The organism is Rhodoplanes elegans, from assembly GCF_016653355.1.
In the GTDB taxonomy this organism is placed as follows: domain Bacteria; phylum Pseudomonadota; class Alphaproteobacteria; order Rhizobiales; family Xanthobacteraceae; genus Rhodoplanes; species Rhodoplanes elegans.
Map to the genome: position 1 here is coordinate 20,316 of NZ_NHSK01000168.1, position 21,979 is coordinate 42,294.

19 protein-coding genes are annotated in these 21,979 nt (G+C 72.1%); 10 read left to right on the forward strand and 9 right to left on the reverse strand.

Annotation, left to right across the window (positions count from 1 at the left end):
• Window positions 1-19: 19 nt before the first annotated feature.
• The gene (locus CCR97_RS21170) at window positions 20-1,000 is read left to right on the forward strand and encodes an NADPH:quinone oxidoreductase family protein (protein WP_170145691.1); all 981 of its coding nucleotides are present in this window, start codon (window positions 20-22) and stop codon (window positions 998-1,000) included.
• A gap of 132 nt (window positions 1,001-1,132) precedes the next feature.
• Here the strand turns inward: CCR97_RS21170 and CCR97_RS21175 are convergent, their stop codons facing one another.
• Window positions 1,133-2,797: an MFS transporter gene (locus CCR97_RS21175; RefSeq protein ID WP_111355586.1), complete on the reverse strand. Its 1,665-nt coding sequence runs from the start codon at window positions 2,795-2,797 to the stop codon at window positions 1,133-1,135.
• A 201-nt stretch (window positions 2,798-2,998) separates the two neighbouring features.
• Here CCR97_RS21175 and CCR97_RS21180 point away from each other — a divergent pair, with 201 nt between their 5' ends.
• The 3 genes from CCR97_RS21180 (at window position 2,999) to CCR97_RS21190 (ending at window position 7,859) form a co-directional block, all read left to right on the forward strand.
• Complete coding sequence (locus tag CCR97_RS21180) at window positions 2,999-5,059, forward strand: glutamate synthase (RefSeq protein WP_111355587.1); 2,061 nt, start codon at window positions 2,999-3,001, stop codon at window positions 5,057-5,059.
• Between the two features lie 153 nt (window positions 5,060-5,212).
• Entirely contained in the window at window positions 5,213-6,070 is an 858-nt protein-coding gene (locus tag CCR97_RS21185) for a substrate-binding domain-containing protein (protein WP_111355582.1), read from the forward strand.
• Between the two features lie 4 nt (window positions 6,071-6,074).
• Window positions 6,075-7,859 carry an ATP-binding protein gene (locus CCR97_RS21190; RefSeq protein ID WP_201159817.1) on the forward strand — a complete coding sequence of 595 codons (1,785 nt, stop codon included), beginning with the start codon at window positions 6,075-6,077 and terminating at the stop codon, window positions 7,857-7,859.
• Window positions 7,860-8,144: 285 nt separating this feature from the next.
• Here the strand turns inward: CCR97_RS21190 and CCR97_RS21195 are convergent, their stop codons facing one another.
• Window positions 8,145-9,020 carry an HpcH/HpaI aldolase/citrate lyase family protein gene (locus tag CCR97_RS21195; protein ID WP_111359102.1) on the reverse strand — a complete coding sequence of 292 codons (876 nt, stop codon included), beginning with the start codon at window positions 9,018-9,020 and terminating at the stop codon, window positions 8,145-8,147.
• A 161-nt stretch (window positions 9,021-9,181) separates the two neighbouring features.
• On the opposite strand from CCR97_RS21195, the gene CCR97_RS21200 reads away from it, so the two are divergent.
• Window positions 9,182-9,913 (forward strand): DUF429 domain-containing protein, encoded by a 732-nt coding sequence (locus CCR97_RS21200; protein WP_111359101.1) that lies wholly within the window; start codon window positions 9,182-9,184, stop codon window positions 9,911-9,913.
• Between the two features lie 169 nt (window positions 9,914-10,082).
• On the opposite strand, the gene CCR97_RS21205 is transcribed toward CCR97_RS21200, so the two are convergent.
• Entirely contained in the window at window positions 10,083-10,367 is a 285-nt protein-coding gene (locus CCR97_RS21205; RefSeq protein WP_111359100.1) for a DUF2312 domain-containing protein, read from the reverse strand.
• Between the two features lie 162 nt (window positions 10,368-10,529).
• Window positions 10,530-10,874, reverse strand: a complete 345-nt coding sequence (locus CCR97_RS21210; RefSeq protein WP_111359099.1) for a DUF1244 domain-containing protein — start codon at window positions 10,872-10,874, stop codon at window positions 10,530-10,532.
• A gap of 195 nt (window positions 10,875-11,069) precedes the next feature.
• Here CCR97_RS21210 and CCR97_RS21215 point away from each other — a divergent pair, with 195 nt between their 5' ends.
• From CCR97_RS21215 to pyk, 3 genes are read left to right on the forward strand one after another with little or no spacing between them, the layout of a single operon-like run.
• The gene (locus CCR97_RS21215; protein ID WP_111359098.1) at window positions 11,070-12,356 is read left to right on the forward strand and encodes a glycerate kinase type-2 family protein; all 1,287 of its coding nucleotides are present in this window, start codon (window positions 11,070-11,072) and stop codon (window positions 12,354-12,356) included.
• Between the two features lie 29 nt (window positions 12,357-12,385).
• A complete protein-coding gene (locus tag CCR97_RS21220; protein ID WP_111359097.1) occupies window positions 12,386-12,988 on the forward strand; it encodes a DUF1036 domain-containing protein in 603 nt (200 codons plus the stop codon).
• On the forward strand, window positions 12,985-14,415 hold the full coding sequence (pyk, locus tag CCR97_RS21225; protein WP_201159818.1) for a pyruvate kinase: 1,431 nt from the start codon (window positions 12,985-12,987) through the stop codon (window positions 14,413-14,415). Before CCR97_RS21220 ends, pyk begins: the two co-directional genes overlap by 4 nt.
• A 149-nt stretch (window positions 14,416-14,564) precedes the next feature.
• Here pyk and CCR97_RS21230 read toward each other — a convergent pair whose 3' ends face one another.
• From CCR97_RS21230 to CCR97_RS21250, 5 genes are all read right to left on the reverse strand, one after another.
• Entirely contained in the window at window positions 14,565-15,140 is a 576-nt protein-coding gene (locus CCR97_RS21230) for a tetratricopeptide repeat protein (RefSeq protein WP_245429334.1), read from the reverse strand.
• Between the two features lie 209 nt (window positions 15,141-15,349).
• Entirely contained in the window at window positions 15,350-15,475 is a 126-nt protein-coding gene (gene ykgO, locus CCR97_RS21235; protein WP_111359374.1) for a type B 50S ribosomal protein L36, read from the reverse strand.
• Window positions 15,476-15,720: 245 nt separating this feature from the next.
• Window positions 15,721-17,409, reverse strand: a complete 1,689-nt coding sequence (locus CCR97_RS21240) for a methyl-accepting chemotaxis protein (protein WP_201159819.1) — start codon at window positions 17,407-17,409, stop codon at window positions 15,721-15,723.
• Between the two features lie 177 nt (window positions 17,410-17,586).
• Window positions 17,587-17,823 carry an MJ0042-type zinc finger domain-containing protein gene (locus CCR97_RS21245; protein ID WP_170145992.1) on the reverse strand — a complete coding sequence of 79 codons (237 nt, stop codon included), beginning with the start codon at window positions 17,821-17,823 and terminating at the stop codon, window positions 17,587-17,589.
• Window positions 17,824-17,959: 136 nt separating this feature from the next.
• A complete protein-coding gene (locus CCR97_RS21250) occupies window positions 17,960-19,135 on the reverse strand; it encodes a DSD1 family PLP-dependent enzyme (RefSeq protein WP_111359371.1) in 1,176 nt (391 codons plus the stop codon).
• 212 nt (window positions 19,136-19,347) lie between these two features.
• Here CCR97_RS21250 and CCR97_RS21255 point away from each other — a divergent pair, with 212 nt between their 5' ends.
• Both CCR97_RS21255 and CCR97_RS21260 read left to right on the forward strand, forming a co-directional pair.
• On the forward strand, window positions 19,348-19,707 hold the full coding sequence (locus CCR97_RS21255; protein WP_111359370.1) for a hypothetical protein: 360 nt from the start codon (window positions 19,348-19,350) through the stop codon (window positions 19,705-19,707).
• Window positions 19,708-19,867: 160 nt separating this feature from the next.
• Window positions 19,868-21,940, forward strand: coding sequence for a methyl-accepting chemotaxis protein (locus CCR97_RS21260; protein WP_201159820.1), 2,073 nt, complete (start codon window positions 19,868-19,870; stop codon window positions 21,938-21,940).
• Window positions 21,941-21,979: the final 39 nt, after the last annotated feature.

A 21,979-nucleotide genomic window follows, 5' to 3' on the forward strand; every position in this document is an offset into this window, starting at 1 on the left:
CGGCCGGAGGGGCTTCGTCATGACCACCACGATGCGCGCCTGGCGCTCGCTCGCGCCGGGGATCGACGGGCTCGCGCCGGGCGAAGTGCCGCGACCGGCGCCGGGGTCGGGCGAGATGCTGGTGCGGGTCGAGGCGGCGGCGCTGAACTTCGCCGACCTCCTGATGGCCGACGACCGTTATCAGGTGCGCCCGGCGCGGCCCTTCACCATGGGGCAGGAGCTGGCCGGGACCGTGGAGGCGGTGGGCGCGGGCGTGACGATCCCGGTCGGCACGCGGGTCGCCGGCAAGGTCGAGACCGGCGCCTTCGCCGACTACGCGGTGCTGCGTGAAAGCCTCGCGATGCGGGTGCCGGACGGGCTGACGCCGACCGAAGCCGCGGCGCTGCCGATCGTCACCACGACGGCGCTCGTCGCGCTGACCGAGAGCACGGTCGTGCGACCGGGCGAGACCGTGCTGATCACGGCCGCGGCCGGCGGCGTCGGGCTCGCCGCCGTCGAGGTGGCGAAGGCGCTCGGCGCCGTCGTGCTCGCCGCGGCGGGCGGCCCGGACAAATGCGCGCTGGTGAAGAGCCACGGCGCCGACGTCGCGATCGACTACCGCGCGACGCCGCTCGCCGAGGCCGTGATGGCGGCGACGGACGGGCGCGGCGTCGACGTGCTGCTCGACTCGGTCGGCGGCGAGGGCAAGGATCTCCTGCGGCTGCTCGCCTGGGGCGGGCGCCTGCTGGTCACCGGTTTTGCCGGCGGCACCATCCCGCAGATTCCGGCCAACCGGCTCTTGCTGCGGCGCCTCGCGGCGATCGGCGTGTACTTCCATCCCGACCATGACGGGCCGATGCTGGCGCGGATCGGCGCCCGCCTCTCCGAGCTGGCGGCACAAGGCAAGATCCGCCCGCATGTCGGCGCCGTGTTCGGCTTCGACGATCTTCCCGCGGCGCTCGCGGCGCTGCGCGACCGCGGCACCACCGGCAAGGTGATTTTGAACGTCGCCGCACCTTAGATCAGGGCTCTCCCACGTCGCCTCACGCTCCGCTCATGTCCGCGCAGGCGGGCATCCAGGAGCGTCTTGCCGTGTCGCCCTGGGTCCCCGCCTTCGCGGGGACGAGCGGAGTTCGGGGCTGGCGGCGGCGGCTCACGCCGTCTCGTCCGCCTCCTCGGGCCGCGCGTTTCGGCGCGGAAGATCGGTCGCGATCAGATGCGTCACGGTCGGGGAGCCGGGGCGGACGAGGGCGCGGATCTCGTCCTGCAGGGCGCGGGCGGCGCGGGTGATGCGCTCGTGCTGGCGCAGATGCTCGAGCCAGGACTCGACCATGAAGGTCTCGACATAGCGACCCTCGGTCGCGGCGTCGTCGAACAGGCCCCAGGCATAGGCGCCATCGCGACGGCGCTCGTGCTCCATCACGGCGAGCTTCTCCAGGAACGCTTCGCGGTCCTTCGGATCGATGCGGTACTCGACGCTCACCATCACGGGGCCGCGGTCGGGCGCCACCTCGTGCGACAGCACCGGCTGCGGCCAGTGCATCGACGGCGAGAGATCGACGCCGAGCCCGGTCTGCAGTTTTGCGCGCCGAGTCAGGGGAATGGCGGCCACCAAGCCGGCGGCCGCGACGACCAACGCGAGCGGCAGGCCGATCAGCCCGGCGAGCTTGCCCCACAGGAGGCTGCCGAGCGTCATGGCGGCCGACATCACGGTGACGAACACGGCGAGCCCGCGGCCGCGCACCCAGTCGGGCAGCGCCACCTGGGCCGAGACGTTGAGGCTCGACAGCACCTGGATCCAGGCCGCGCCGGCCACCACGCTCGCCGCCAGCGCCACGGCGGGATGGCGGGCGAGCGCGAACAGGAGGAGGGCCGCCGCGGTGGCGAGCGTCGCTCCCGCGACCAGCCGGTCGGCGCCGAGCCGTGCCTTCAGGCGCGGCAACGCCAGCGCGCCGAGGAGCGCGCCGACCCCGATGGCGCCGAGCATCAGGCCGTAGAGCTGCGGCCCGCCGGCGACGAGGTCGCGGGCGATCAGCGGCAGCAGCGCCCAGTAGGCGCTGGCGCAGACGAAGAAGCCGAGGCTGCGGGCGAGCGTCGCGCGCAGATGCGGGTTGCGCCGCGCGTGCCGCAGCCCGGTCCGGATGGCGTTGCCGAACCGCTCGGCGGGGAGCTGGCTGGCGCGGGCTGGCCTGCGCCGCCACCACACCAGCGCGCCGATCACCAGCAGGAAGCCGGCAGCGTTGATCAGGAACGGCGAGGCGAGGCCGAACGCCGCGATGGCGAGACCGGCGAGCGCCGGGCCGAGCGCCCGGCTGATGTTGATGCCGACGCTGTTGAGCGCGACGGCGCTCGGCAGATCGGCTTTCGGCACCAGCTGCGGCACCACGGCCTGCCAGGCCGGCGCCACCATGGCGGCGCCGATGCCGGCCGCGAACGTGAAGGCGAGCACCAGAGCGGGCGTCGCGAGGCCCGTGAGCACGATCAGCCCGAGCAGGGCGGACGCCACCATGGTGGACGCCTGGACGACGATCAGCAGCCGGCGGCGGTCGACGATGTCGGCCAGCGCCCCGGCCGGCAGCGCCACCAGCGCCATCGGCAGCATGGTCGCGACCTGGACGAGCGACACGGTGAGGGGCTGCGGGTCGAGCACGGCGATCAGCCAGCCGGCCGCCGCGTTGTACATCCACACGCCCACATTGCTGATGACGGTCGCGCTCCACAGCGCCGTGAAGTCGCGATGCCGGAACGGCGCGAAGGCGCCGCGCGATGGTCCCCCAGGGGGCAGTGGCGGCGCGGCGGCGGGGGGGAGCGCGGTCATGACCGTCACGCTACCGGCGCCCCGCCCGGCCAGCAACACGGCGAGGCCGCGCCCGCCATGCCGGCGGCGCCGCTCCGGTATTCCCATGGGGGTTCTTCGGCGCTTTTTGGCGCTGCCGCGAACCCCTTACGGATGCGATGTTTTCCCGGTCCGTAGTCGCCCGACTTGCGGTCCGGCCGCGGCCCGGCGAGCTTCGGCGCCATGGTCGATCTGGTCCCCATTCCGCTCGGCGTGCTCTGCACCCGCCTCTTCCGCGAACTCGCCCTCAAGCGCTCGGCGTTCGATCTGCCCCAGAAGTTCTTCGTGCAGGCGGCGCCCGGACGCGACTTGTCGGTGTCGTTCCACGGTCGCCGCGTCGCGACGCCGTTCGGGCCGGCCGCCGGGCCGCACACCCAGATGGCGCAGAACATCGTCTCGTCCTGGCTCGCGGGCGGGCGCGTGATCGAGCTGAAGACGGTCCAGATCAAGGATCGTCTCGAGCTGTCGCGCCCCTGCATCGACGTCGAGACGGTCGGCTTCAACGTCGAGTGGTCGCAGGAGCTCACCCTCGAGCAGTCGCTCGAGGAGTACGTCAAGGCCGCGATGCTGATCGAGATGCTCAAGGCCGACGGCGTCGTGACGGGGCTCGACGAGACCGTGTTCGACATGAGCGTCGGCTACGACCTCGCCGGCATCCGGTCGGAGCGGGTGCGCGCCTTCATGGCCGGCATGATGGACGCGAGCGCCGTGGTCGAGCGGCTGCGGGCCGAGATCCCCGACGAATGGGCGCGCTTCCGCGACCTCGCCTTCCCGACCCGCCTCTCCGACACGCTGACGCTGTCGACCTTCCACGGCTGCCCGCCCGAGGAGATCGAGAAGATCGCGGCCTTCCTCTTGGAAGAGGTCGGGATCGACGTCATCGTCAAGCTGAACCCGACGCTGCTCGGCCGCGAGCAGCTCACGACGCTGTTGCGCGAAAGACTCGGCTACACCGAGCTGACCGTGCCGGACGCCGCCTTCGACAAGGACGCGACCTGGACGCAGGTGACCGGCTTCGTCGACCGGCTCGGCCTCCTCGCGGACAAGCTCGGGCGGCGCTTCGGCGTGAAGTTCTCTAACACGCTGGTGGTGAACAACCACAAGAGCTTCTTCGCGGCCGCCGAGACGAACATGTATCTGTCCGGCCCGCCCCTGCACCCGATCGCGATCGCGCTGGTCGACCGCTTCCGCAAGGAATTCGGCGACCGCTTCCCGATCTCCTTCTCGGCCGGCATCGACGAGGGCAATTTTTCCGATGCGGTGGCGCTGGGTCTGACGCCCGTCACGGTCTGCACGAACTTCCTGAAGCCGGGCGGCTATCGGCGCGGCTACCGGTTCTTCCAGGTCTTGACCGCCAGGATGGCCGAGCTCGGCGCCGACGACATCGACACCTACGTGATCAAGGCCTTCGGAAAGGCGGAGGCGGCACTCGACACGCTCGGCCTCTCGCCCGAGCAGACGGCCGCCTGCAAGGCGGCGCTGACCGCCGGCGGCGATCTGCGCGCTGCGGCCGGCAGCGCCTTCGCGGCCTGGGTGTCGGCGGCGCGGCTCCTCAACACGACGGCCTATGCGGCGCAGGTCGCGGCGAGCACCCGCTACAATGCGGCCGAGCATGCGACGCCGCCCAAGAAGATCAACTCCAACCTCGTGCTGTTCGACTGCCTCACCTGCGACAAGTGCATCCCGGTGTGCCCGAACGACGCGAACTTCACCTTCGCGATCCCGCCCGGCGAGACGCCGATCGAGCGCCTGATGAAGACGGCGGACGGCTGGACGGCCGAGCCGATCGGCACGCTCGTGCTGCAGAAGCCGCGCCAGATCGGCACCTTCGCGGACGCCTGCAACGAATGCGGCACCTGCGACGTGCTGTGCCCGGAGGACGGCGGCCCGTATCTGGTGAAGCCGATGTTCTTCGGCAGCCGGACGGCCTTCGACGACGCCCCCCGGCGCGACGGGTTCGTCCTGGAGCGCATCGAGGGCGGCATGCGCATGGTCGGACGCTTCGCCGGGCGCGTGGTCCGGCTCGAGGTCCCGGGCGCGGGCCCGCGCGTGCGCTACGCCGGCGAGGGCTTCGACCTCACCCTCGACCCGGCCGATCCGGCCGGCACGGTCGAGGGCACGGCGGAGGGCACGATCGACCTGGGTTATTTCCGCATCATGGAAAAAATCCTCGCCGCCGTGACGGCGCCGCAGGCCGTGAACTTCGTCACGGCCGGCCTGGAGCGGGCCGGCAGCCCGGCTTGACGAGCCGGGGGCGGCACGGCCCGCCCGACAGGACTAGCCTGCCCGAACGAAAGGTGCGGAAAAGGACGTCGTCGAAACGGTATTCTGCTGGCTGCTCTCGACCTTCCGGCTGCTTTCACTAGGATACGTGTGGTTGCGCCGTCAGGAGGAGAGATGTCCCCCGTGGGACTCGCGAGTGCCGCCTTCGTTCCCCGGAGGACTGCCTGCCGCGGTCTCTTCGTCGCGGCGCTCGCGCTCGCATCGTGGGTCGCTCCTGCCGCCGCCGCCGCGGACGTGGTGCGGATCGGCGGAACCGGCATGGCGCTCGCCGCGATGCGGGAGATCGGCGCCGCGTTCACGGCCGCCGAGCCCGGGACCATCGTCGAGGTGCTGCCGAGCCTCGGAACCCCAGGGGGCCTGCGCGCCCTGCAGGAACGCGCCGTCGATATCGCCCTCACGGGACGACGGCTGACCGACGCCGAGCGGGCCAAGGGGCTCGTCGAGGCGTTATGCCTGCGCACCCCGCTCGCCTTCGTGTCGGCCCATCCGGCCCCGCCCGGCCTCCGCGGCGCCGACCTGCCCCGCCTTTATTCCGAGTCGGCGCCACGCTGGCCGGACGGCAAGCCGCTGAACGTGATCATGCGCACCCGGGCCGGATCCGAGAACGACTACCTGGTCGCCTTCCAGCCGACCATGGCGTCGGCCCTGGAGACCGCCTATGGCCGCTCGGGGGTGCCGGTCGCGACCACGGATCAGGAGAACGCCGATCTGGCGCAGCGCGTCGAAGGCTCGTTCGCCGTGATGAGCGTGCTGCAGCTGCGCGCCGAGAAGCTCGATCTGCGGCCGGTGGCGCTCGATGGCGTCGAGCCGCGGGCCGTCACCCTGGAAGACCGGACCTATCCGTTGTGGGTGGCGGTCTGCGCCGTGGTGACGGGCGAGCCGCGCCCGCAGACGACCCGCCTTCTGTCCTATCTGCGATCACCGGCCGGGCTCGGACTGCTCCGGACCTACGGCGCCATTCCGGTCGAGTAGCGCGATGAGCCCGTCCCAAGCCTTCAGGATTCTGAACCGCTCCGTCCGCACGGTCGTGCTGGCGGTCACGATCCTCACCGGCCTGGTCGGACCGCTGGTGTTCGGGCTCGACCTCTATCGCAGGGAGGAGGGCAGACTCGGTTACCGCGCCGAGCTGGCCGCGCGTCGGATCGCCGAATATGCCTACACGCAGGGCGACGCTTGGCGATTCGCCTCGCACCGGCTCGCCGACTTCGTCAACTACTACCGGATCGGCGAGAGCCTGAGGGTCGTCGATGCCAAGGGCCAGCAACTGGCCGAGGCCGGTCCGGCGCTCGCTTCGCCGACCTACGCGGTCGAGCGGCCGATCGTCGTGCGGGGCCAGACCGTCGGCACCGTGCAGGCGACCGCCGACCTCTGGCCGCTGCTGATCGAGACCGGGCTCGTCCTGCTGCTCGGCCTCGTGGCCGGCGCCGTGATCCTGGTGTGCGCCTATCTGGTCCCGATCCGGGCGCTGAAGCGCGCCACCGACGAGCACGAGGAGGTGCAGCGCAGCCTGCGCGAGCAGATCGACCGCACCGCGAAGGCGCTCCAGCTCGCCGAGGAGGCGACCGCCGCCAAGTCGGCCTTCCTGGCCATGATGAGCCACGAGATCCGCACGCCGATGAACGCGGTGATCGGCCTGTCCTCGGCGCTGCTCGACACCAAGCTCGACGCGGAGCAGCGCCATCTCGCCGAGACGATCGCCGGCTCGGGCGGCGACCTTCTGCGCATCCTCAACGACGTGCTCGACTTCTCCAAACTCGACGCCGGCCGGCTCGAGCTCGAGGCCGCGCCGTTCTCGCCCGCCACCGTGGTCGGCAAGATCGTCTGCATCGTCGGGCCGCGGGCGCACGACAAGGGCCTGACGCTGCGCGTGCTGGTCGATCCCGGCCTGCCGGCCGAGCTGATCGGCGACGGCGCGCGGCTGCGCCAGGTGCTGCTCAACCTGATCGACAACGCGATCAAGTTCACGGCCGCCGGCACGGTCGAGGTGCAGATGTACTGCACCGGCCGGAGCGCGACCGAGGCGACCCTCGAATGCACCGTACGCGACACCGGCATCGGGATCGCGGCGGACAAGATCGACCGGCTGTTCACCGAGTTCGGCCAGGCCGATCGCTCGATCTCCAGCCGGTTCGGTGGAACCGGGCTGGGGCTCGCCATCTGCAAGCGCATCCTCGACCTGATGGGCGGCACCATCCGGGTCGAGTCGCAGGCCGGCGCCGGCACCACGGTGACGGTGACGCTGACGCTGCGGATTCCCGAGACGGCCGCGCCGCCGGTGGCGGTCGACGCCGCCGCGGCCGGCGGGGCGATCACGGCGCCCGCCGCCGCGGCAGCGCGGCCGATCCGCGTGCTGCTCGCCGAGGACAACGCGACCAATCAGCTCGTCTTCGCCAAGCTCCTGCAGGGCGTGCCGTCGACCCTAGTGATCGCCGCCAACGGTCGCGACGCGGTCGAGCAGGCGCGCGCCCACACCTTCGACATCGTGTTCATGGACATGCGCATGCCGGAGATGGACGGGCTCACGGCGGCCCGCGAGATCCGGGCGCTCGGCGGCGCGTGGAGCCGGATCCCGATCGTCGCCCTCACGGCCAACGCCTTCCCGGAGGACGCCGCGGCGTGCCACGCGGCGGGCATGACCGACTTCATCGCCAAGCCCCTCTACAAGGCGGCGCTGCTGCAGCGGCTCGCCCCGGTGCTGGCCGGGCTCGCCGCCGAGGCGCCGACCACCCCGGCGCCGCCGGCCGCGCCCGCGGCGGCGTAATATCCAAGCGGAGCCTTTTGGAACGCGGCTCGCGCCAAAGACCCTGAAACGGTCCGGGACGTGGGCTCGCACGAGGACTCGTGTCCCGGGCACGGGGCGACGCGCCGTGAACCGGGACCCAGAGCGATCAGGCGAGGAGCTCGCCGTGCTGCCCGTCGTTCCGCCCCTGGGCCCCGGCTCTGCGGCGCATCAGGCCTGCGGCCTGACGCGCCTTGTCCGGGGCACGAGGCCCGATACCCGGAGAGGCGTTTCCATCTGACGGTGCGACATCGGCGGCTGGCCGCCTCACCCCGCGCCGATCGCGTCGGCGATGGCGACGGTGCGTTGGGCCATCTCGGCGTGCAGGCGCTCGACCATGCGGCCGTCGATCTGCACGACGCCCTTGCCGCGGTTCTCCGGCTGCTCGAAGGCGGCGATCATCTTGCGGGCCAGCGCGACCTCGTCGGCGCTCGGCGAGAAGACGGCGTTGCACGGCGCGATCTGGTTCGGATGGATCAGCGTCTTGCCGTCGAAGCCGAGGTCGCGGCCCTCGCGGCACTCCTGCTCGAAGCCTTCCATGTCGGAGAGCGTGTTGTAGACGCCGTCGACGATGTCGAGCCCGTAGGCGTGGGCGGCGAGCACGCAGGTGGCGAGCCAGCCGGTCATCGGCGCGCGGCCGGGCACCAGGCGCACCCGCGTCTCCTTGGCGAGATCGTTGGTGCCCATCACGAAGCCGCCGAGCCGCGTCTCGGTGTCGTTGGCGCAGGCGGCGAGCGCCTGGATGTTGAAGATCGACAGCGGCGTCTCGACCATGATCCAGATGCGGACCTTGCTGTCCGCGTGCATGTCGAGGAGGCGCTGGCCGATCATCTCCAGCGTGTCCGGGCTCGACACCTTCGGCACGAGAATCACGTCCGGCTTGGCCGGCACGACGGCGTCGAGGTCGTCGCTGAACCACGGCGTGTCGACGCCGTTGACGCGCACGAACACCTCGCGGCGGCCGAACCCGCCCGCCTTGACGGTCTCGGCGACCAGCTTGCGGGCCTCGCCCTTGGCGTCGGGCGCGACCGAATCCTCGAGGTCGAGGATCACGGCGTCGATCGGCAGGGTCTTGGCCTTCTCCATCGCACGGGGGTTGGAGCCCGGCATGTAGAGCACGCTGCGGCGCGGTCGGATCGTCATGATCTGTCTCCGGAAGTTTTGGGCTCGCGCCGGGGGTGCGGGGCGGAGCGGCGCCGCGACCCTAGAGCATTTTTTTCCGGTGTGGGAACCTCCCCCGATCAAGGAATCGTCGCGGTTCGGAGCGGGCCGCGCGGGCCGCCCTATGGGGAGAACGGGCGCTTATGGATGATCAATGGCTGGCCGGGGTCGACGGCTGCCCGGGCGGCTGGATCGCCGCTTTCGTCGCGCCGACTGGAGACACCGTGCGGGTGCGGGTCGAGCGGCGCTTCGCCGACATCGTCGCGGCGCCGGAAGCGCCGGCCGTGATCGCCGTCGACATGCCGATCGGGCTGCCCGACCGCGTCGGCCCCGGCGGTCGCGAGGCGGAGAGCGCCGTGCGGCCGTTGCTCGGGGCGCGACAGTCCTCGGTGTTCTCGGTGCCGTCGCGGGCGGCCATCCACGCGCCGGACTACGGCGCGGCCTGCGCGGCGGCGCTCGCCAGCTCCGACCCACCGCGAAAAGTGTCGCGGCAGCTGTTCATGCTGGCGCCGAAGATCCGCGAGGTCGACGCGCTGCTGGTCGCCGACCCGGCGCTGGCGGCGCGCGTCTTCGAGGTGCATCCCGAGGTGGCGTTCTGGCGGATGAACGGCGAGGCGTCGCTCGCCGAGCCCAAGAAGGTGAAGAGCCGGCCCTACGCGCCCGGCCTCGCGCTCCGCCGCGACCTGCTGATCGGCGCCGGCCTGCCGGCGGCCGTGGTGCACGCGCCGCCGCCGAAGGGGGCCGGACCGGACGATCTCCTCGATGCGCTCGCCTGCGCCGTCACGGCGCGGCGTCTTCGCACCGGCCTCGCGACGCCGTTCCCCGATCCGCCGCCGCGCGACCGCCACGGCCTGCGCATGGCGATCTGGGCGTGATCACGCCGGCGATGGCGCTGATTCAACCCTCATGGTGAGGAGCGCTCCGCAGGAGCGCGTCTCGAACCATGCGGCCGACGGCGACGTTCCGGGAGCCGTCCTCGCCCTTCGAGACGGCTGTTTCGCAGCCTCCTCAGGGTGAGGACGGGGAGGGGTCGTCTTCGCCGCCTCACATCATGCCGAGGGCGGCCTTGTAGGTCTCCAGGATCGCCTCGTGCTCGGCGCGCTCGTCCTTGTCCTGCTTGCGCAGGCGGATCACGGCGCGCAGCGCCTTGGTGTCGTAGCCGTTGCCCTTCGCCTCGGCGAACACGTCCTTGATGTCGTCGGCGATCGCCTTCTTCTCCTCCTCGAGCTTCTCGATACGCTCGACGAAGGCGCGGAGCTGGTCCTGGGCGAACCGCTCCGCGCGATTCTTGTCGGCACGGGCATCGGCGGCGGCGGCGGTTGCGGGCATGTCGGTCCTCGACGGAAAACGTGTTTCGGCTGATACGGGCCAATTCTGCCCGCCCGTCAAGGCGACGCGAGGGCAGGACGGCCGCGATCCACATCATCCACACGCCCGCACAAAAAAGCCGGCCGTGTGGGCGAAAAGCCTCGACCGTGGATCGTGGCGCGCTCAGCCGTGCGTGTGAGTCTTGGCGAAGGCGGCCTGCTGGGCGGGGCTCGCCCCGCGCTGGTAGGTCGCCTTCCAGGTCTCGTAGGGCATGCCGTAGACGGCCTCGCGGCTCTGGTCCTTGGAGAGCGGCACGCCGGTCGCATCCGCCGCGTCCTTGAGCCAGTTGGACAGGCAGTTGCGGCAGAAGCCGGCGAGATTCATGAGATCGATGTTCTGCACGTCGGTGCGGTCGCGCAGATGGGCGACCAGCCGGCGGAACACGGCGGCTTCGAGCGCGGTGCGGACCTCCGGATCGAGGGCGTCGAGGGAACCGGACAGGTCGGGACGGTCGGGGGTCTGGGTCATGATGGGTCTCCGCTGATCGGCAAGATAGGGTGGCCCGCGCGGGCCCGCCAGCCGCGCGCCGGTCGCATGCCGGTCGTGCCCGGTGCCAGCGTAGTTCTCCGGGATGCTTTCTTCCGGCGAGGCCTTATAAGGCGAACGCTCCGCGGCGTGCCGCGACGCTGCCGTGGCGCGCCGACAAAAACATCAGAGGTTGCAATGAGCGCGAGCCGCGATCTGCTGGTCAAGCTGTACGAGGCGGCCGTCGCGGCCGCGCATCCTTCGGTCTGCCTGCCCCCGGCACTGCCGGCTCCTCCGGAGCGTGGCCGGATCGTGGTGCTCGCCGCCGGCAAGGCCGCCGGCGCGACCGTCGAGGCCGTCGAGGCGCATTATCTCGACAAGCTGCGGCTGCCCAAGGACCGGCTGACCGGCATCGCGGTGACGCGCCACGGCCACGGCCGCAAGGGCCGGGTGATCGAGGTGGTCGAGGCCGGGCACCCGGTGCCCGATGCGGCCGGCCTCGCCGGCGCCGAGAAGACGCTGGCGCTCGCCGACGCGGCCGGACCGGACGATCTCGTCCTGGTGCTGGTCTCGGGCGGCGCCTCGGCCAACTGGATCGCGCCCGCCGAGGGCATCTCGCTCGCCGCCAAGCAGGCCGTCACCCGCCAGCTCCTGCGCTGCGGCGCAACGATCGGCGAGATCAACACGGTTCGCAAGCATCTCTCCCGGCTGAAGGGCGGCCGGCTCGCGGCGCGCGCCCATCCGGCCAGGGTGGTGACGCTATCCATTTCCGACGTGCCCGGCGACGACCCGAGCGTGATCGGCTCGGGCCCGACCGTGCCGGATCCGACGACGCTCGCCGACGCCCGCGCGATCGTCGCCCGCTACGGCCTCGACATCCCGGACGAGATCAAGGCCGCGCTGGAGAACCCGGCGAACGAGACGCCCAAGCCCGGCGATCCGGCCTTCGCGGATCTCGACTACCAGATCGTGGCACGGCCGCAGGACGCCTTCGAGCAGGTCGAGGCGGCGGTCCGGGCGTCCGGGCTCGACTGCCTGCTGCTCGGCGACCGGCTGGAGGGTGAGGCCCGCACCGTGGCGACCCAGCACGCCGCCATCGCCAAGGAGTTCGTCGCCCAGCACCGCCGCGCCGTGATCCTCTCGGGCGGCGAGCTGACCGTGACGTTGCGTGGCAAGGGCCGCGGCGGGCCGAACCAGGAATACGTGCTGGCGCTCGCGGCCGCCCTCGACGGCCTGTCCGGCGTGGCGGCGCTCGCCGCCGACACCGACGGCATCGACGGCGGCGGCGGCAAGGCGGACGATCCGGCCGGTGCCTTCGTCGACGAGACGACGCTGGCACGGGCTCGCGGCCTCGGCCTCGATCCCGCCGCGTTTCTTGCCGACAACGATTCCACCGGCTTCTTCGAGCGGCTCGGCGACCTGTTGCGGCCCGGGCCGACCTGCACCAACATCAACGATTTCCGGGCTATTCTGGTCGACCGGTGATCGGCCCGGCAGGGACGACACCGACCGGAATGGAACAGCGCGAGGATCTTCCCACCGTCGCCCGCCGGGCGCTCCTGACCGGGGCGCGGCGGGCCGCGGCCGTTTGCGTTGCGATCGGCGCGGCCGGCGTGCTCCTCGTCGGCGCGGGCAGCCCCGCCCGGGCGGATTTCCGGATGTGCAACAACACGGCCGGGCGCGTCGGGGTCGCGGTCGGCTACAAGGACGGCGACGGCTGGGCGACCGAGGGCTGGTGGAACCTGCCGGCCCGCACCTGCGAGACGCTGCTCCGTGGCACGCTGGTTGCACGATACTATTACATCTATGCCGTAGATTACGACCGGGGCGGCGAGTGGTCCGGTCAGGCCTTCATGTGCACGCGTGACAAGGAGTTCACGATTCGCGGGACAGAAGACTGTCTGGCGCGCGGCTACGACCGGACCGGCTTTTTCGAGGTCGACACCGGCGAACAACAGACCTGGACCGTGCAACTGACCGATTCCAACGAGCAATCCTCGCAGCGGCCGGCCGGGGCTCCGCCCCCGCCTCCCGGCTCGCCCTCCTTCATGGCGGTGCCGCCCGCGCAAGGGCGTCCGCCGAGCCCACAGCCTTTCCCCGGAAGCCCCCCTCGATGAGACGCCAGCGGCGCGTGAAGATCGTCGCCACCCTCGGACCCGCCAGCGCCGACCAGGCGGCGATCGCCCGCCTGTTCCAGGCGGGGGCGGACGTGTTCCGCATCAACATGAGCCACACCACGCCGGAGCGGCTGCGCGAGATGGTGCGCATGATCCGCAGCGTGGAGGAGGAGCTCGCCCGGCCGGTGGGCATCCTCGCCGACCTGCAGGGCCCCAAGCTGCGCATCGGCACCTTCGCGACCGACGCTGTGATGCTCGACCGCGGCGCGACCTTCGTGCTCGACGCCGACCCGACCCCGGGCACGGCCGAGCGCGTCCACGTTCCGCATCCGGAGGTGCTGTCGGCGCTCGAGCCCGGCCACAGCCTGCTGCTCGACGACGGCAAGCTGCGTCTCAGCGTGGTCGAGGCGACGCCGAGCCGGGTCGTCACCCGGGTCGAGGTCGGCGGCAAGCTGTCGGCCCGCAAGGGACTGAGCCTGCCCGACACGACGATTCCGCTGCCGGCCCTGACCGAGAAGGACCATCGCGACCTGGAAGCGGCGCTCGACGCCGGCGCGGACTGGATCGCCATGTCGTTCGTCCAGCGCGCCCAGGATCTCGCCGCCGCGCGAAAAATCACCCGCGGCCGGGCCGGGCTGCTCGCCAAGATCGAGAAGCCGCAGGCGGTGCGGGATCTCGCCGACATTCTGGACGCCGCCGACGCCCTGATGGTGGCGCGCGGCGATCTCGGCGTCGAGATGCCGCTGGAGAAGGTGCCGGGCATCCAGAAGCAGATCACCCGCGAGGCGCGGCGCGCCGGCAAGCCCGTCGTGGTCGCGACCCAGATGCTCGAATCGATGATCTCGAGCCCGGTGCCGACCCGCGCCGAGGTGTCGGACGTGGCGACCGCGATCTTCGAGGGGGCCGACGCCGTGATGCTGTCGGCCGAGTCGGCCTCCGGCCAGTACCCGGTCGAGGCGGTCGCGACGATGAACCGGATCGCCGAGGAGGTCGACCACGACCCGACCTACGAGACCGTGATCCAGGGCCTGCGGGCGCCGCCCGAGCGCACCGGCGCCGACGCCATCGCGGCCGCGGCCCGCCAGATGGCCGAGACGCTCGATCTCTCGGCCGTCGTCTCGTGGACCTCGTCGGGGGCGACCGCCTTCCGGGTGGCGCGCGAGCGGCCGAGCGTGCCGGTGGTGTCGATCTCGCCGAACCTCGCGACCGGCCGCAAGCTGGCGCTGGTGTGGGGCGTGCACGCCGTGGTCGACGCCGACGCCCGCGATCCCGACGACATGGTCGAGCGCGCCTGCCGCACCGCCTACGCCCAGGGCTTCGCCCGCGCCGGCGACCGCATCATCATCGTCGCCGGCATGCCGCTCGGCATGCCGGGCGCCACCAACATGGTGCGCATCGCCTATGTGAGCCCGAAGGCGGCCGAGTAGGCGGCTTTCCCTAAGACCGTCATCCTGAGGTGCCCGGCAACGCCGGGCCTCGAAGGATGCGGCCCCGACCCGGCCGTCGCCCTTCGAGGCTCGCCTCCGGCGAGCACCTCAGGGTGACGGAGAAAGGTTGGCTGGTCGGGCGAGCCGCCTCAGATCGGTCGGCCCTCGACCTTCTCGCCGAGGCTGCGGACTTTGTCGGCCATGCCCTTGAGGTGCGGGTTGACCTCGAGCGCCTTGCGATAGGCGCCGAGCGCGTTCTTCTCGTCGCCGATCTCCTGCATGATGGTGCCGAGCCCGGCCAGCGCGCCGAAATGGCGCGGCTCGCGGCGCAGCACCTGGCGCAGGTCGGCGAGCGCGCCGGCGTAGTCCTTCTTCAGGAAGAAGACGGTGGCGCGGCGGTTCCAGCCTTCGACATAGTCGGGCTTGATCTCGACGATCGCGTCGAGGAGCCGGATCGCCAGCCCGTGGTCGTCCTTGTCGATCGCCGCCTTGGTGCGGGCCATCAGCAGGTTGACGGTGTCGCTGCCGGAGGCGAGCCAGACCGCCCAGATGCGGTTCTCGACCGCCTTGGCCGTGGTCTCGTCGGGGGCGACCTTGAGGGCGCCGAACAAGGTGTCGAGGTTGCGGGTCGGATCGCCCTGCGGCGCCTTCGGCACCTTGGCGGGCGGCTCCACCCAGTCGGGCTCGGTGCCGGGCGTGGCGCCGGGCGGCGTCGCTTGCGCCACGGCGGGCGCCAGAGCCGCGGAGAACGCCAAAAGGCCGCCGGCGGCACAGGCCGCGGCGACCGATCGAAGGGCGGGATAGCGTCTGAAGACCGGCCGTCGACTGCTCATCCGGGCAGTCTAGGGCGCCCGGCGCGCGCCCGGCAAGGGCGCGGCCCGGCCGGCCCGATCACGGCCGCGCGAGACGGCCGCCGGACCGGCGTCGCAGCACCTCAGCCCTGGCGGGCCTTGAAGCGGCGCTGGGTCTTGTTGATGATGTAGACGCGGCCCTTGCGGCGGACCAGGCGGTTGTCCCGGTGGCGCCCGCGCAGCGACTTGAGCGAGTTGCGGATCTTCATGGCTCGTCCTCGGCACGCCGTGGGTCGAGGCCACGGGTGAATGGGCAAAACGATCCTCACGCGGCCGGGCTTTTTCGCCCGGCGGGCGGGGATCGGGTGAAGGCTCGAGCGCTGCGGCACGGCCCGGGGCCGGTCGTCGCCCGTCGGGGGCGGAAAATAGGGAGGACGGCCGCGCGGGTCAAGCCGCGAGAACGCCGGCCGGACACCCGCCCGGCATCCCGTCTCCCACGGCCCTCATAGCGCGCTCACGCCGCCGTCACGGCGGCCAGGAAGCCGTCGACCTCCTGACGCAGCCGGCCCGAGCGGGCCGAGAGCGCGCCGGCGGCGCCGAGCACGTCGGCGGCCGCCCGGCCGACCGCGCCGGACGCCTCGGTCACCCCGCCGATGGTCGCGGCGACGTGGTTCGTGCCGGTCGCCGCCTCCTGGACGTTGCGGGCGATCTCGCGGGTCGCCGCGCCCTGCTCCTCCACGGCCGAGGCGATGCCGGCCGTGATCTCGTCGATGCTGGTGATGGTCGTCCGGATTCCTTCGAGCGCCGCGACCGCCTCGCCGGTGGCGTTCTGGATCTGCTGCACCTGGGCGGCGACCTCCTCGGAGGCCTTGGCGGTCTGGGTGGCGAGGCTCTTCACCTCGGTCGCCACCACGGCGAAGCCCTTGCCGGCCTCGCCGGCCCGCGCCGCCTCGATGGTGGCGTTGAGGGCCAGCAGATTGGTCTGGCCCGCGATGGTCTGGATCAGGGCGACGACGTCGCCGATCTTGCGGGCGTCCTCGGCGAGGCTGCGCATGACCGCGTCGGTGCGGGTCGCATCCCCGACCGCCCGCCGGGCGACCGCGGCCGACTGCGCCACCTGGCGGCCGATCTCCTGGCTCGACGACGACAGCTCCTCGGTCGCCGCGGCGACCGAGCGGACATTGGCCGAGGTCTGGTCGGTGGCGGCCGCGACCGTCCCGGCGAGCGACCCGGAGGTCTCGGCCGACTGGGTCATGGTGCGGGCACGCGCCTCCATGTCGACGGCGCCGCGCGACACCTCGGCGATCAGGCTGCCGACCGTCGCCTCGAAACGGCCGGCGAGCGCCGCCATGGCGCTGCGCTTGTCCTCGGCGGCGCGGCGGGTCGCCGCCTCCTGCTCGGCCTCCAGCCGCGCCTTGGCGGCGGCGTTGTCCTTGAACACCTGCATGGCGCGGCCCATGGCGCCGAGCTCGTCGCGGCGCTCGGCCTCGGGGAACGACACCCCGAGATCGCCGGCCGCGAGGGCGCGCGTCTTGGCGCCGAGCGCCTGGATGGCGCGGGCGAGGTTGCGGCCGACGACCGCGATCATCACCAGCGCCGGCAGCGCGACGACGGCGAGGACGGCGGCGAGCTTGAAGGCCATCGCGGTGAAGTCGGTCCACAGGTCGTCGGTGTAGACGCCGGTACCGACGAAGATCTTCCACGGCGCAAACGCCTTCACATAGGTTAGCTTGGGCACCGGGGGCGAATCCTTGTCGCGCGCCCACATGTATTCGATGGTGCCGGCGCCCGGCCCGGTCGCCACCTTGACGAACTCGCGCACGATGTGGACGCCGTTCGGATCCTTGAGGTCGCTCAGATCCTTGCCGATCAGCGCCGGGGCCAGCGGATGGGCGAAGCCGACATGATCGAAGCCGTGGGCGAACAGATACTCGTTGCCGGCGTAGCGCAGGCCGTGCAGGGCGTCGCGGAAGCGCGCCATCGCCTCCTCGCGGGTCAGCTTGCCGGCCCGCTCGTCCGCCTCGAACTTGGCGGCCAGCGTGTGGCCGACCTCGACGATCTGCTTGAGCGCGGCGACCCGGTCCTGGTGCATGCGGCTGTAGGTGAACCACAGCCCAGCCCCGGCGACGGTCGCGCAGGCGAGCCCGGCCAGCACGACCAGGGCCCACACCTTGACCTTGATGGAATGAAGTACCCCCGACATGGCGCCGCATCCTCGTGCCAGCTTTCCGGGGGTTCGTCGGTTGCGCGCCTATTCCTCTAATGGGGGATTAATACGGCTATGGCCGGGTCGGCTCGGCCGCCCGGCGCAGCGTACAGCCCCTTGTGCGCGAGCGCGTCGCAGCCCCGCCGCGATCGCGCGGGGGCGGTGTCGCCCGGCTCAGCGCTTCTTCTGCCGGCGCTCCGGCATCTGGTGGACACCGATCTCGGCCTTGTGGTGAAAGCTGCGCTGGCCGCAGCGGCTGCAGCGCACCGAGAACTCGTCGATGATCGTCTCGAAGCGCTGCACCATGTTGGCGGTGCCGCATTTCGGGCAGGCGACGACGGCGCGCGCCCAGGTACCCTTGGTCGCTGCCTTGCGGCCCGGCGACGGCTGGCTCGTCGAACTGAAAAACATGCGGTCTCGTCCTCCGGCCCCCCGGCCCGAGGACGGTAGTTCCACACCAGGATCGACAGCCCGTAAAGTTCGATCGTTCGGATAAGTAAACGGTTGATCACGCCGCGCGGCGCAATCGCCGGGAGCGCTCTTCGCGTCAGCCCGGCGGCACCGGGACGCGGCGGCCGCGGGCATCGATCGGCCAGACGTCGACCAGCCGGTCGCCGCGCACGCAGTGATACGCGTCGTGGAGCGCGACGGTCGGGTCGCAATGCGGCACCGTGCATTCGATCACGGTCCCGAGCGGCGGGGGCGCGACCCCCGCCGGCAGGACGAGGCGGCCGTGCTCGTCGCCCGCGAAGGCGTAGGCCGCGCCGGCGAGCGGGCCGGCCACGACGGTCGGCAGCGGACCGTTGAGCGCGAACGCCTTGGTGCCGCCGTCGGTCGTCACCTGGCCGGGCGCGTTGGCGCTGGTCACCGCGACGGCGACGAACAGGGCCGGCCGGAACGGCCACGACGCGCCGGGCGCGTGCTCGACGGCGCCGTACTCGGCATCCATCACCACGTAGGAGCCGACCTGCAGCTCGGTGAACGGACCTTCCGAATCGATCGCGTGCGTGCCGGTGCCGACGCCGGTGACGATCGCCGGCGCGAGGCCCTCGGCGCGCAGCTCGGCGACCAGCGCGGCCACCCGGGCCTGCGCCGCGCGGGCGAGCGCCTCGCGCTCGGCCCGGGTCGCGACGTGCTGGAGATGGCCCGCATAGGCCTGCACGCCGCGAAACCGCAGCGCCTTCCACGAGGCGATCTCGCGGGCGAGCCGGATGCCTTCGGCGACGCCGGCGACGCCGGTGCGGCGCTGGCCGAGATCGAGGTCGACCAGCACGCCGAGCGTTTTTCCGCGTGCGCCGGCGGCGGCGTCGAGAGCCGCGACGTTGCCGGCGTCGTCGGCCACCACCATCACGTCGTCGGTGCGGTCGAGCAGGTCCATCAGCCGCGCGATCTTACCCGCCGTGACCAGCGGCGACGTGATCAGCACGCCGGGCAGGCCGGCCGCGACCATCACCTCGGCCTCGTCGAGGGTGGCGCAGCAGATGCCGATCGCGCCGGCCGCGATCTGCCGCTTGGCGAGCGCCGTCGACTTATGGGTCTTGGCGTGCGGCCGCAGCGCCACGCCGGCGGCGCGGGCGATCTCCGCCATCGCGGCGAGATTGAGCTCGACCGCATCGAGATCGAGCACCAAAGCGGGCGTATCGATTCTCTCACGCGATCCGGGGACGCCGAACAGGGGGCCGGAGCGCGCGCCGGTCGGCGGGTCGGCGAGGTCGATGGTCATGGGCGGGCTCCCGGGCGGCGAGGCGCCATCAAAGCCGCGATCGGCCGCACCGGCAAGCGCGATGCGGCGTGGCCGGGGCGGTACTTCGCTGTTGGAGCGCGGCCCGAACCGCGGCACAATACGGAGGGCACGGTAAAGCGCCGTCGCGTGTCGCCCCGTAAGAGAGCGGTAATTCCGCTTTGCTAGACGGTCATGGCCGAGGAGGACTTCCCATGCGCCTGTCGCCGCTCGCATTCGCCCTGATCGCCGCCGCTCTCGTTCTGCCCGCGATGGAGCGCCCGGCGCTCGCCTCCGACCAGGTGCCGACCTTCGACGTGCGGCCGAGCTGCCGCGGCGGCTCCGACACCGAGGCGGCGCTCAAGAGCTGCCTGCAGTCCGAGGCGGACGCCCGCAAGCAGCTCGTCGCCGACTGGAGCAAGTGGACGCCGAAGCAGCGCCAGGGCTGCATCGCCGAGGCCGGGACCGAGCAGCCGAGCTATGTCGAGCTCCTCACCTGCCTGCAGATCGACAAGGAAGTGACGACCCTGCCGAACCAGAAGATCGATCTCGGCCCGCTGCGCAAGATCGACTGATCCGCCCGGCGGGCGCCGGTTGCGCGACGCGGCCCCACGACGCCACCCGCGCGGCACGAGCCGCGACGGTCGCACACCGGCCATGCCACCCGCCTTTTTAGCCATTGGGTTACCTCGGTAAGAGATGATCCGCTCCCATGACGTGTCATGGGAGCGTGGAATGACGTCGCGGTCGGTCGGAACACTTCTCACATCGGTGCTGGTGCTGCTCGCCGGCGGCGTGCTGATCTCGACCGGCCTGCGCATGGTCGAGGCGGTCGGGCAGTTCCGGGCGAGCAGCGAGGCGCAGACGCTCGCCGCCGCCGACAAGACGATCTTCGAGGCGATCCGGGACATCCGCGGCCAGCGCGGCACCGCCATGACGGCGCTCATCGCGGAGGACGACCCGACGCCGAAGCTCGATGCGCTGCAACGGACCGCCACCGCCCGCTACGAGGCGACTCGCGCGGCCCTCGCAGCCGTCGATGTGCCGGGTCGGGACGACCTCGACCAGGCGATCGCCCGCGAGTGGGGCGTCGCCGAGTCGCATTACCCGCTCCTGCTCGCCGAGGCCAAGCGGCCGCGCAAGGAGCGCGATCTCAAGCGGATCGCGGCCTGGCAGAACTCGCGCGGCATCTTCGAGCAGCTAAACAACGCCTCCAGCGTGGTGTCGAACCGCGCCCGCATGAGCCACCCGCTGATCGGCGAGATGGTCCAGGTGCGCCGGCTCGCCTGGCAAGCCCGGGACCGCTACGGCCTGCAATGCTCGCTGCTGCGCGCCAATGTCAACTCCGGCCAGGCGGCCAGCGAAGCCCAGAAGGTCACGCACGGGCAGCATCGCGCCGTCCTCGCGTCGAGCCTCGCCGGCATCGACGAGCTGCTCGCCCGGCCGGGCGCACCGGCCGCCGTCGCGGCGTCGTTCCGCACCGCGCACGGCCAGATCGACGCCGCCAACGCCAAGATCGACCAGGTCACGTCGCGGCTGGGCACCGGCACGGCCCCGCTGATGCCGCCGGCCGAGTGGACGGCCGCCTGCCAGGCACCGTTCGACGCGATCGTCGCGGTGGCGATCCAGGCGCTCGACGAGGCGATCGCCCAGGGCAATCGCGACCGGGCCGCGGCCCTCACCAACCTGGTGGTCCAGTCGGTCGCCTTCGCGGCGGCGCTCGCCGTCGCGCTGTTCGGCTGGATCGTGGTGCGCCGCCGCTTCGCCGCGCCGGTGCGCTCGCTGCTCGGCTCGATCGAGCGGCTGCGCGCCCGTGACTACGCGACGCCGGTGCCGCCGCCCGCCCATCAGGACGAGTTCGGCGCCATGGCGGTGGCGCTGGAGAACCTGCGCGAGAGTGCCGCGACGGCCGAGCGGCTCTCGGCGGAGCACGAGGCCGCGCAGCAGAGCCAGCTCGCGCGCGCCGGCACGGTCGACGCCGCCTGCGAGAGCTTCGACAGCACCGCGAAGGCCGTGATCGACAGCCTCGGCCGCTCCGCCGGCGAGCTGCGCTCGACCGCCGCGGCGATGCGCACCATCGCGGGCCGGTCGAGCGAGGAGGCCGCCGCCGTCGCGGCCGCCGCCGACCAGGCGACCATGAACGTCCAGGCGGTCGCCGCGGCGACCGAGGAGTTGTCGCATTCGGTGAGCGAGATCTCGCGCCAGGTGCAGGCGAGCGCGTCCGGCGCCCGCGAGGCGGTGGTTCAGGCCGAGCGCACCAACGCGACCGTCGACGCGCTCGCCACGTCGGCCAAGCACATCGGCGCCGTGGTCGAGCTGATCACCCAGATCGCCGGCCAGACGAACCTGCTGGCCCTCAACGCGACGATCGAGGCGGCGCGCGCCGGCGAGGCCGGCAAGGGCTTCGCCGTGGTCGCCCAGGAGGTCAAGCGGCTCGCCGGCCAGACCGCCCAGGCGACCGACGACATCGCCCGGCAGGTGGCCGACATCCAGTCGGCGACCGAGACGGCGGTCGGCGAGATCCGCTCGATCGCCCACACGATCGGCGGCATCGACGAGAAGATGGCGGCGATCGCGGCCGCCGTGGAAGAGCAGGGCGCCGCCGCGCAGGAGATCTCGCGCAACGTCCAGCAGGCCTCGAACGGCACCCAGGCCGTCACCCGCACCATCGGCAACGTCGCGGCGCTGAGCCGCGAGACCGGCACGGCGAGCAATGCGGTGCTGGAGTCGGTCGAGACCATGGCCTCGAACGCCGACCATCTGAGCGGCGACGTCGAGAGCTTCCTGCGCCGCGTCCGCGCTGGCTGAAACGAGGCGATCTGGGGCCGCCGGGAGGCGGCGGTCCAG

Coding starts and splice junctions, on each gene's coding strand:
- CCR97_RS21245 (WP_170145992.1), bottom strand. CDS start 17,823: ATGTTTTTCAGTTCGACGAGCCAGCCGTCGCCGGGCCGCAAGGCAGCG.
- pyk (WP_201159818.1), top strand. CDS start 12,985: ATGAGACGCCAGCGGCGCGTGAAGATCGTCGCCACCCTCGGACCCGCC.
- CCR97_RS21250 (WP_111359371.1), bottom strand. CDS start 19,135: ATGACCATCGACCTCGCCGACCCGCCGACCGGCGCGCGCTCCGGCCCC.
- CCR97_RS21175 (WP_111355586.1), bottom strand. CDS start 2,797: ATGACCGCGCTCCCCCCCGCCGCCGCGCCGCCACTGCCCCCTGGGGGA.
- CCR97_RS21210 (WP_111359099.1), bottom strand. CDS start 10,874: ATGACCCAGACCCCCGACCGTCCCGACCTGTCCGGTTCCCTCGACGCC.
- ykgO (WP_111359374.1), bottom strand. CDS start 15,475: ATGAAGATCCGCAACTCGCTCAAGTCGCTGCGCGGGCGCCACCGGGAC.
- CCR97_RS21205 (WP_111359100.1), bottom strand. CDS start 10,367: ATGCCCGCAACCGCCGCCGCCGCCGATGCCCGTGCCGACAAGAATCGC.
- CCR97_RS21200 (WP_111359101.1), top strand. CDS start 9,182: ATGGATGATCAATGGCTGGCCGGGGTCGACGGCTGCCCGGGCGGCTGG.
- CCR97_RS21180 (WP_111355587.1), top strand. CDS start 2,999: ATGGTCGATCTGGTCCCCATTCCGCTCGGCGTGCTCTGCACCCGCCTC.
- CCR97_RS21215 (WP_111359098.1), top strand. CDS start 11,070: ATGAGCGCGAGCCGCGATCTGCTGGTCAAGCTGTACGAGGCGGCCGTC.
- CCR97_RS21240 (WP_201159819.1), bottom strand. CDS start 17,409: ATGTCGGGGGTACTTCATTCCATCAAGGTCAAGGTGTGGGCCCTGGTC.
- CCR97_RS21190 (WP_201159817.1), top strand. CDS start 6,075: ATGAGCCCGTCCCAAGCCTTCAGGATTCTGAACCGCTCCGTCCGCACG.
- CCR97_RS21170 (WP_170145691.1), top strand. CDS start 20: ATGACCACCACGATGCGCGCCTGGCGCTCGCTCGCGCCGGGGATCGAC.
- CCR97_RS21260 (WP_201159820.1), top strand. CDS start 19,868: ATGACGTCGCGGTCGGTCGGAACACTTCTCACATCGGTGCTGGTGCTG.
- CCR97_RS21195 (WP_111359102.1), bottom strand. CDS start 9,020: ATGACGATCCGACCGCGCCGCAGCGTGCTCTACATGCCGGGCTCCAAC.
- CCR97_RS21255 (WP_111359370.1), top strand. CDS start 19,348: ATGCGCCTGTCGCCGCTCGCATTCGCCCTGATCGCCGCCGCTCTCGTT.
- CCR97_RS21220 (WP_111359097.1), top strand. CDS start 12,386: ATGGAACAGCGCGAGGATCTTCCCACCGTCGCCCGCCGGGCGCTCCTG.
- CCR97_RS21185 (WP_111355582.1), top strand. CDS start 5,213: ATGTCCCCCGTGGGACTCGCGAGTGCCGCCTTCGTTCCCCGGAGGACT.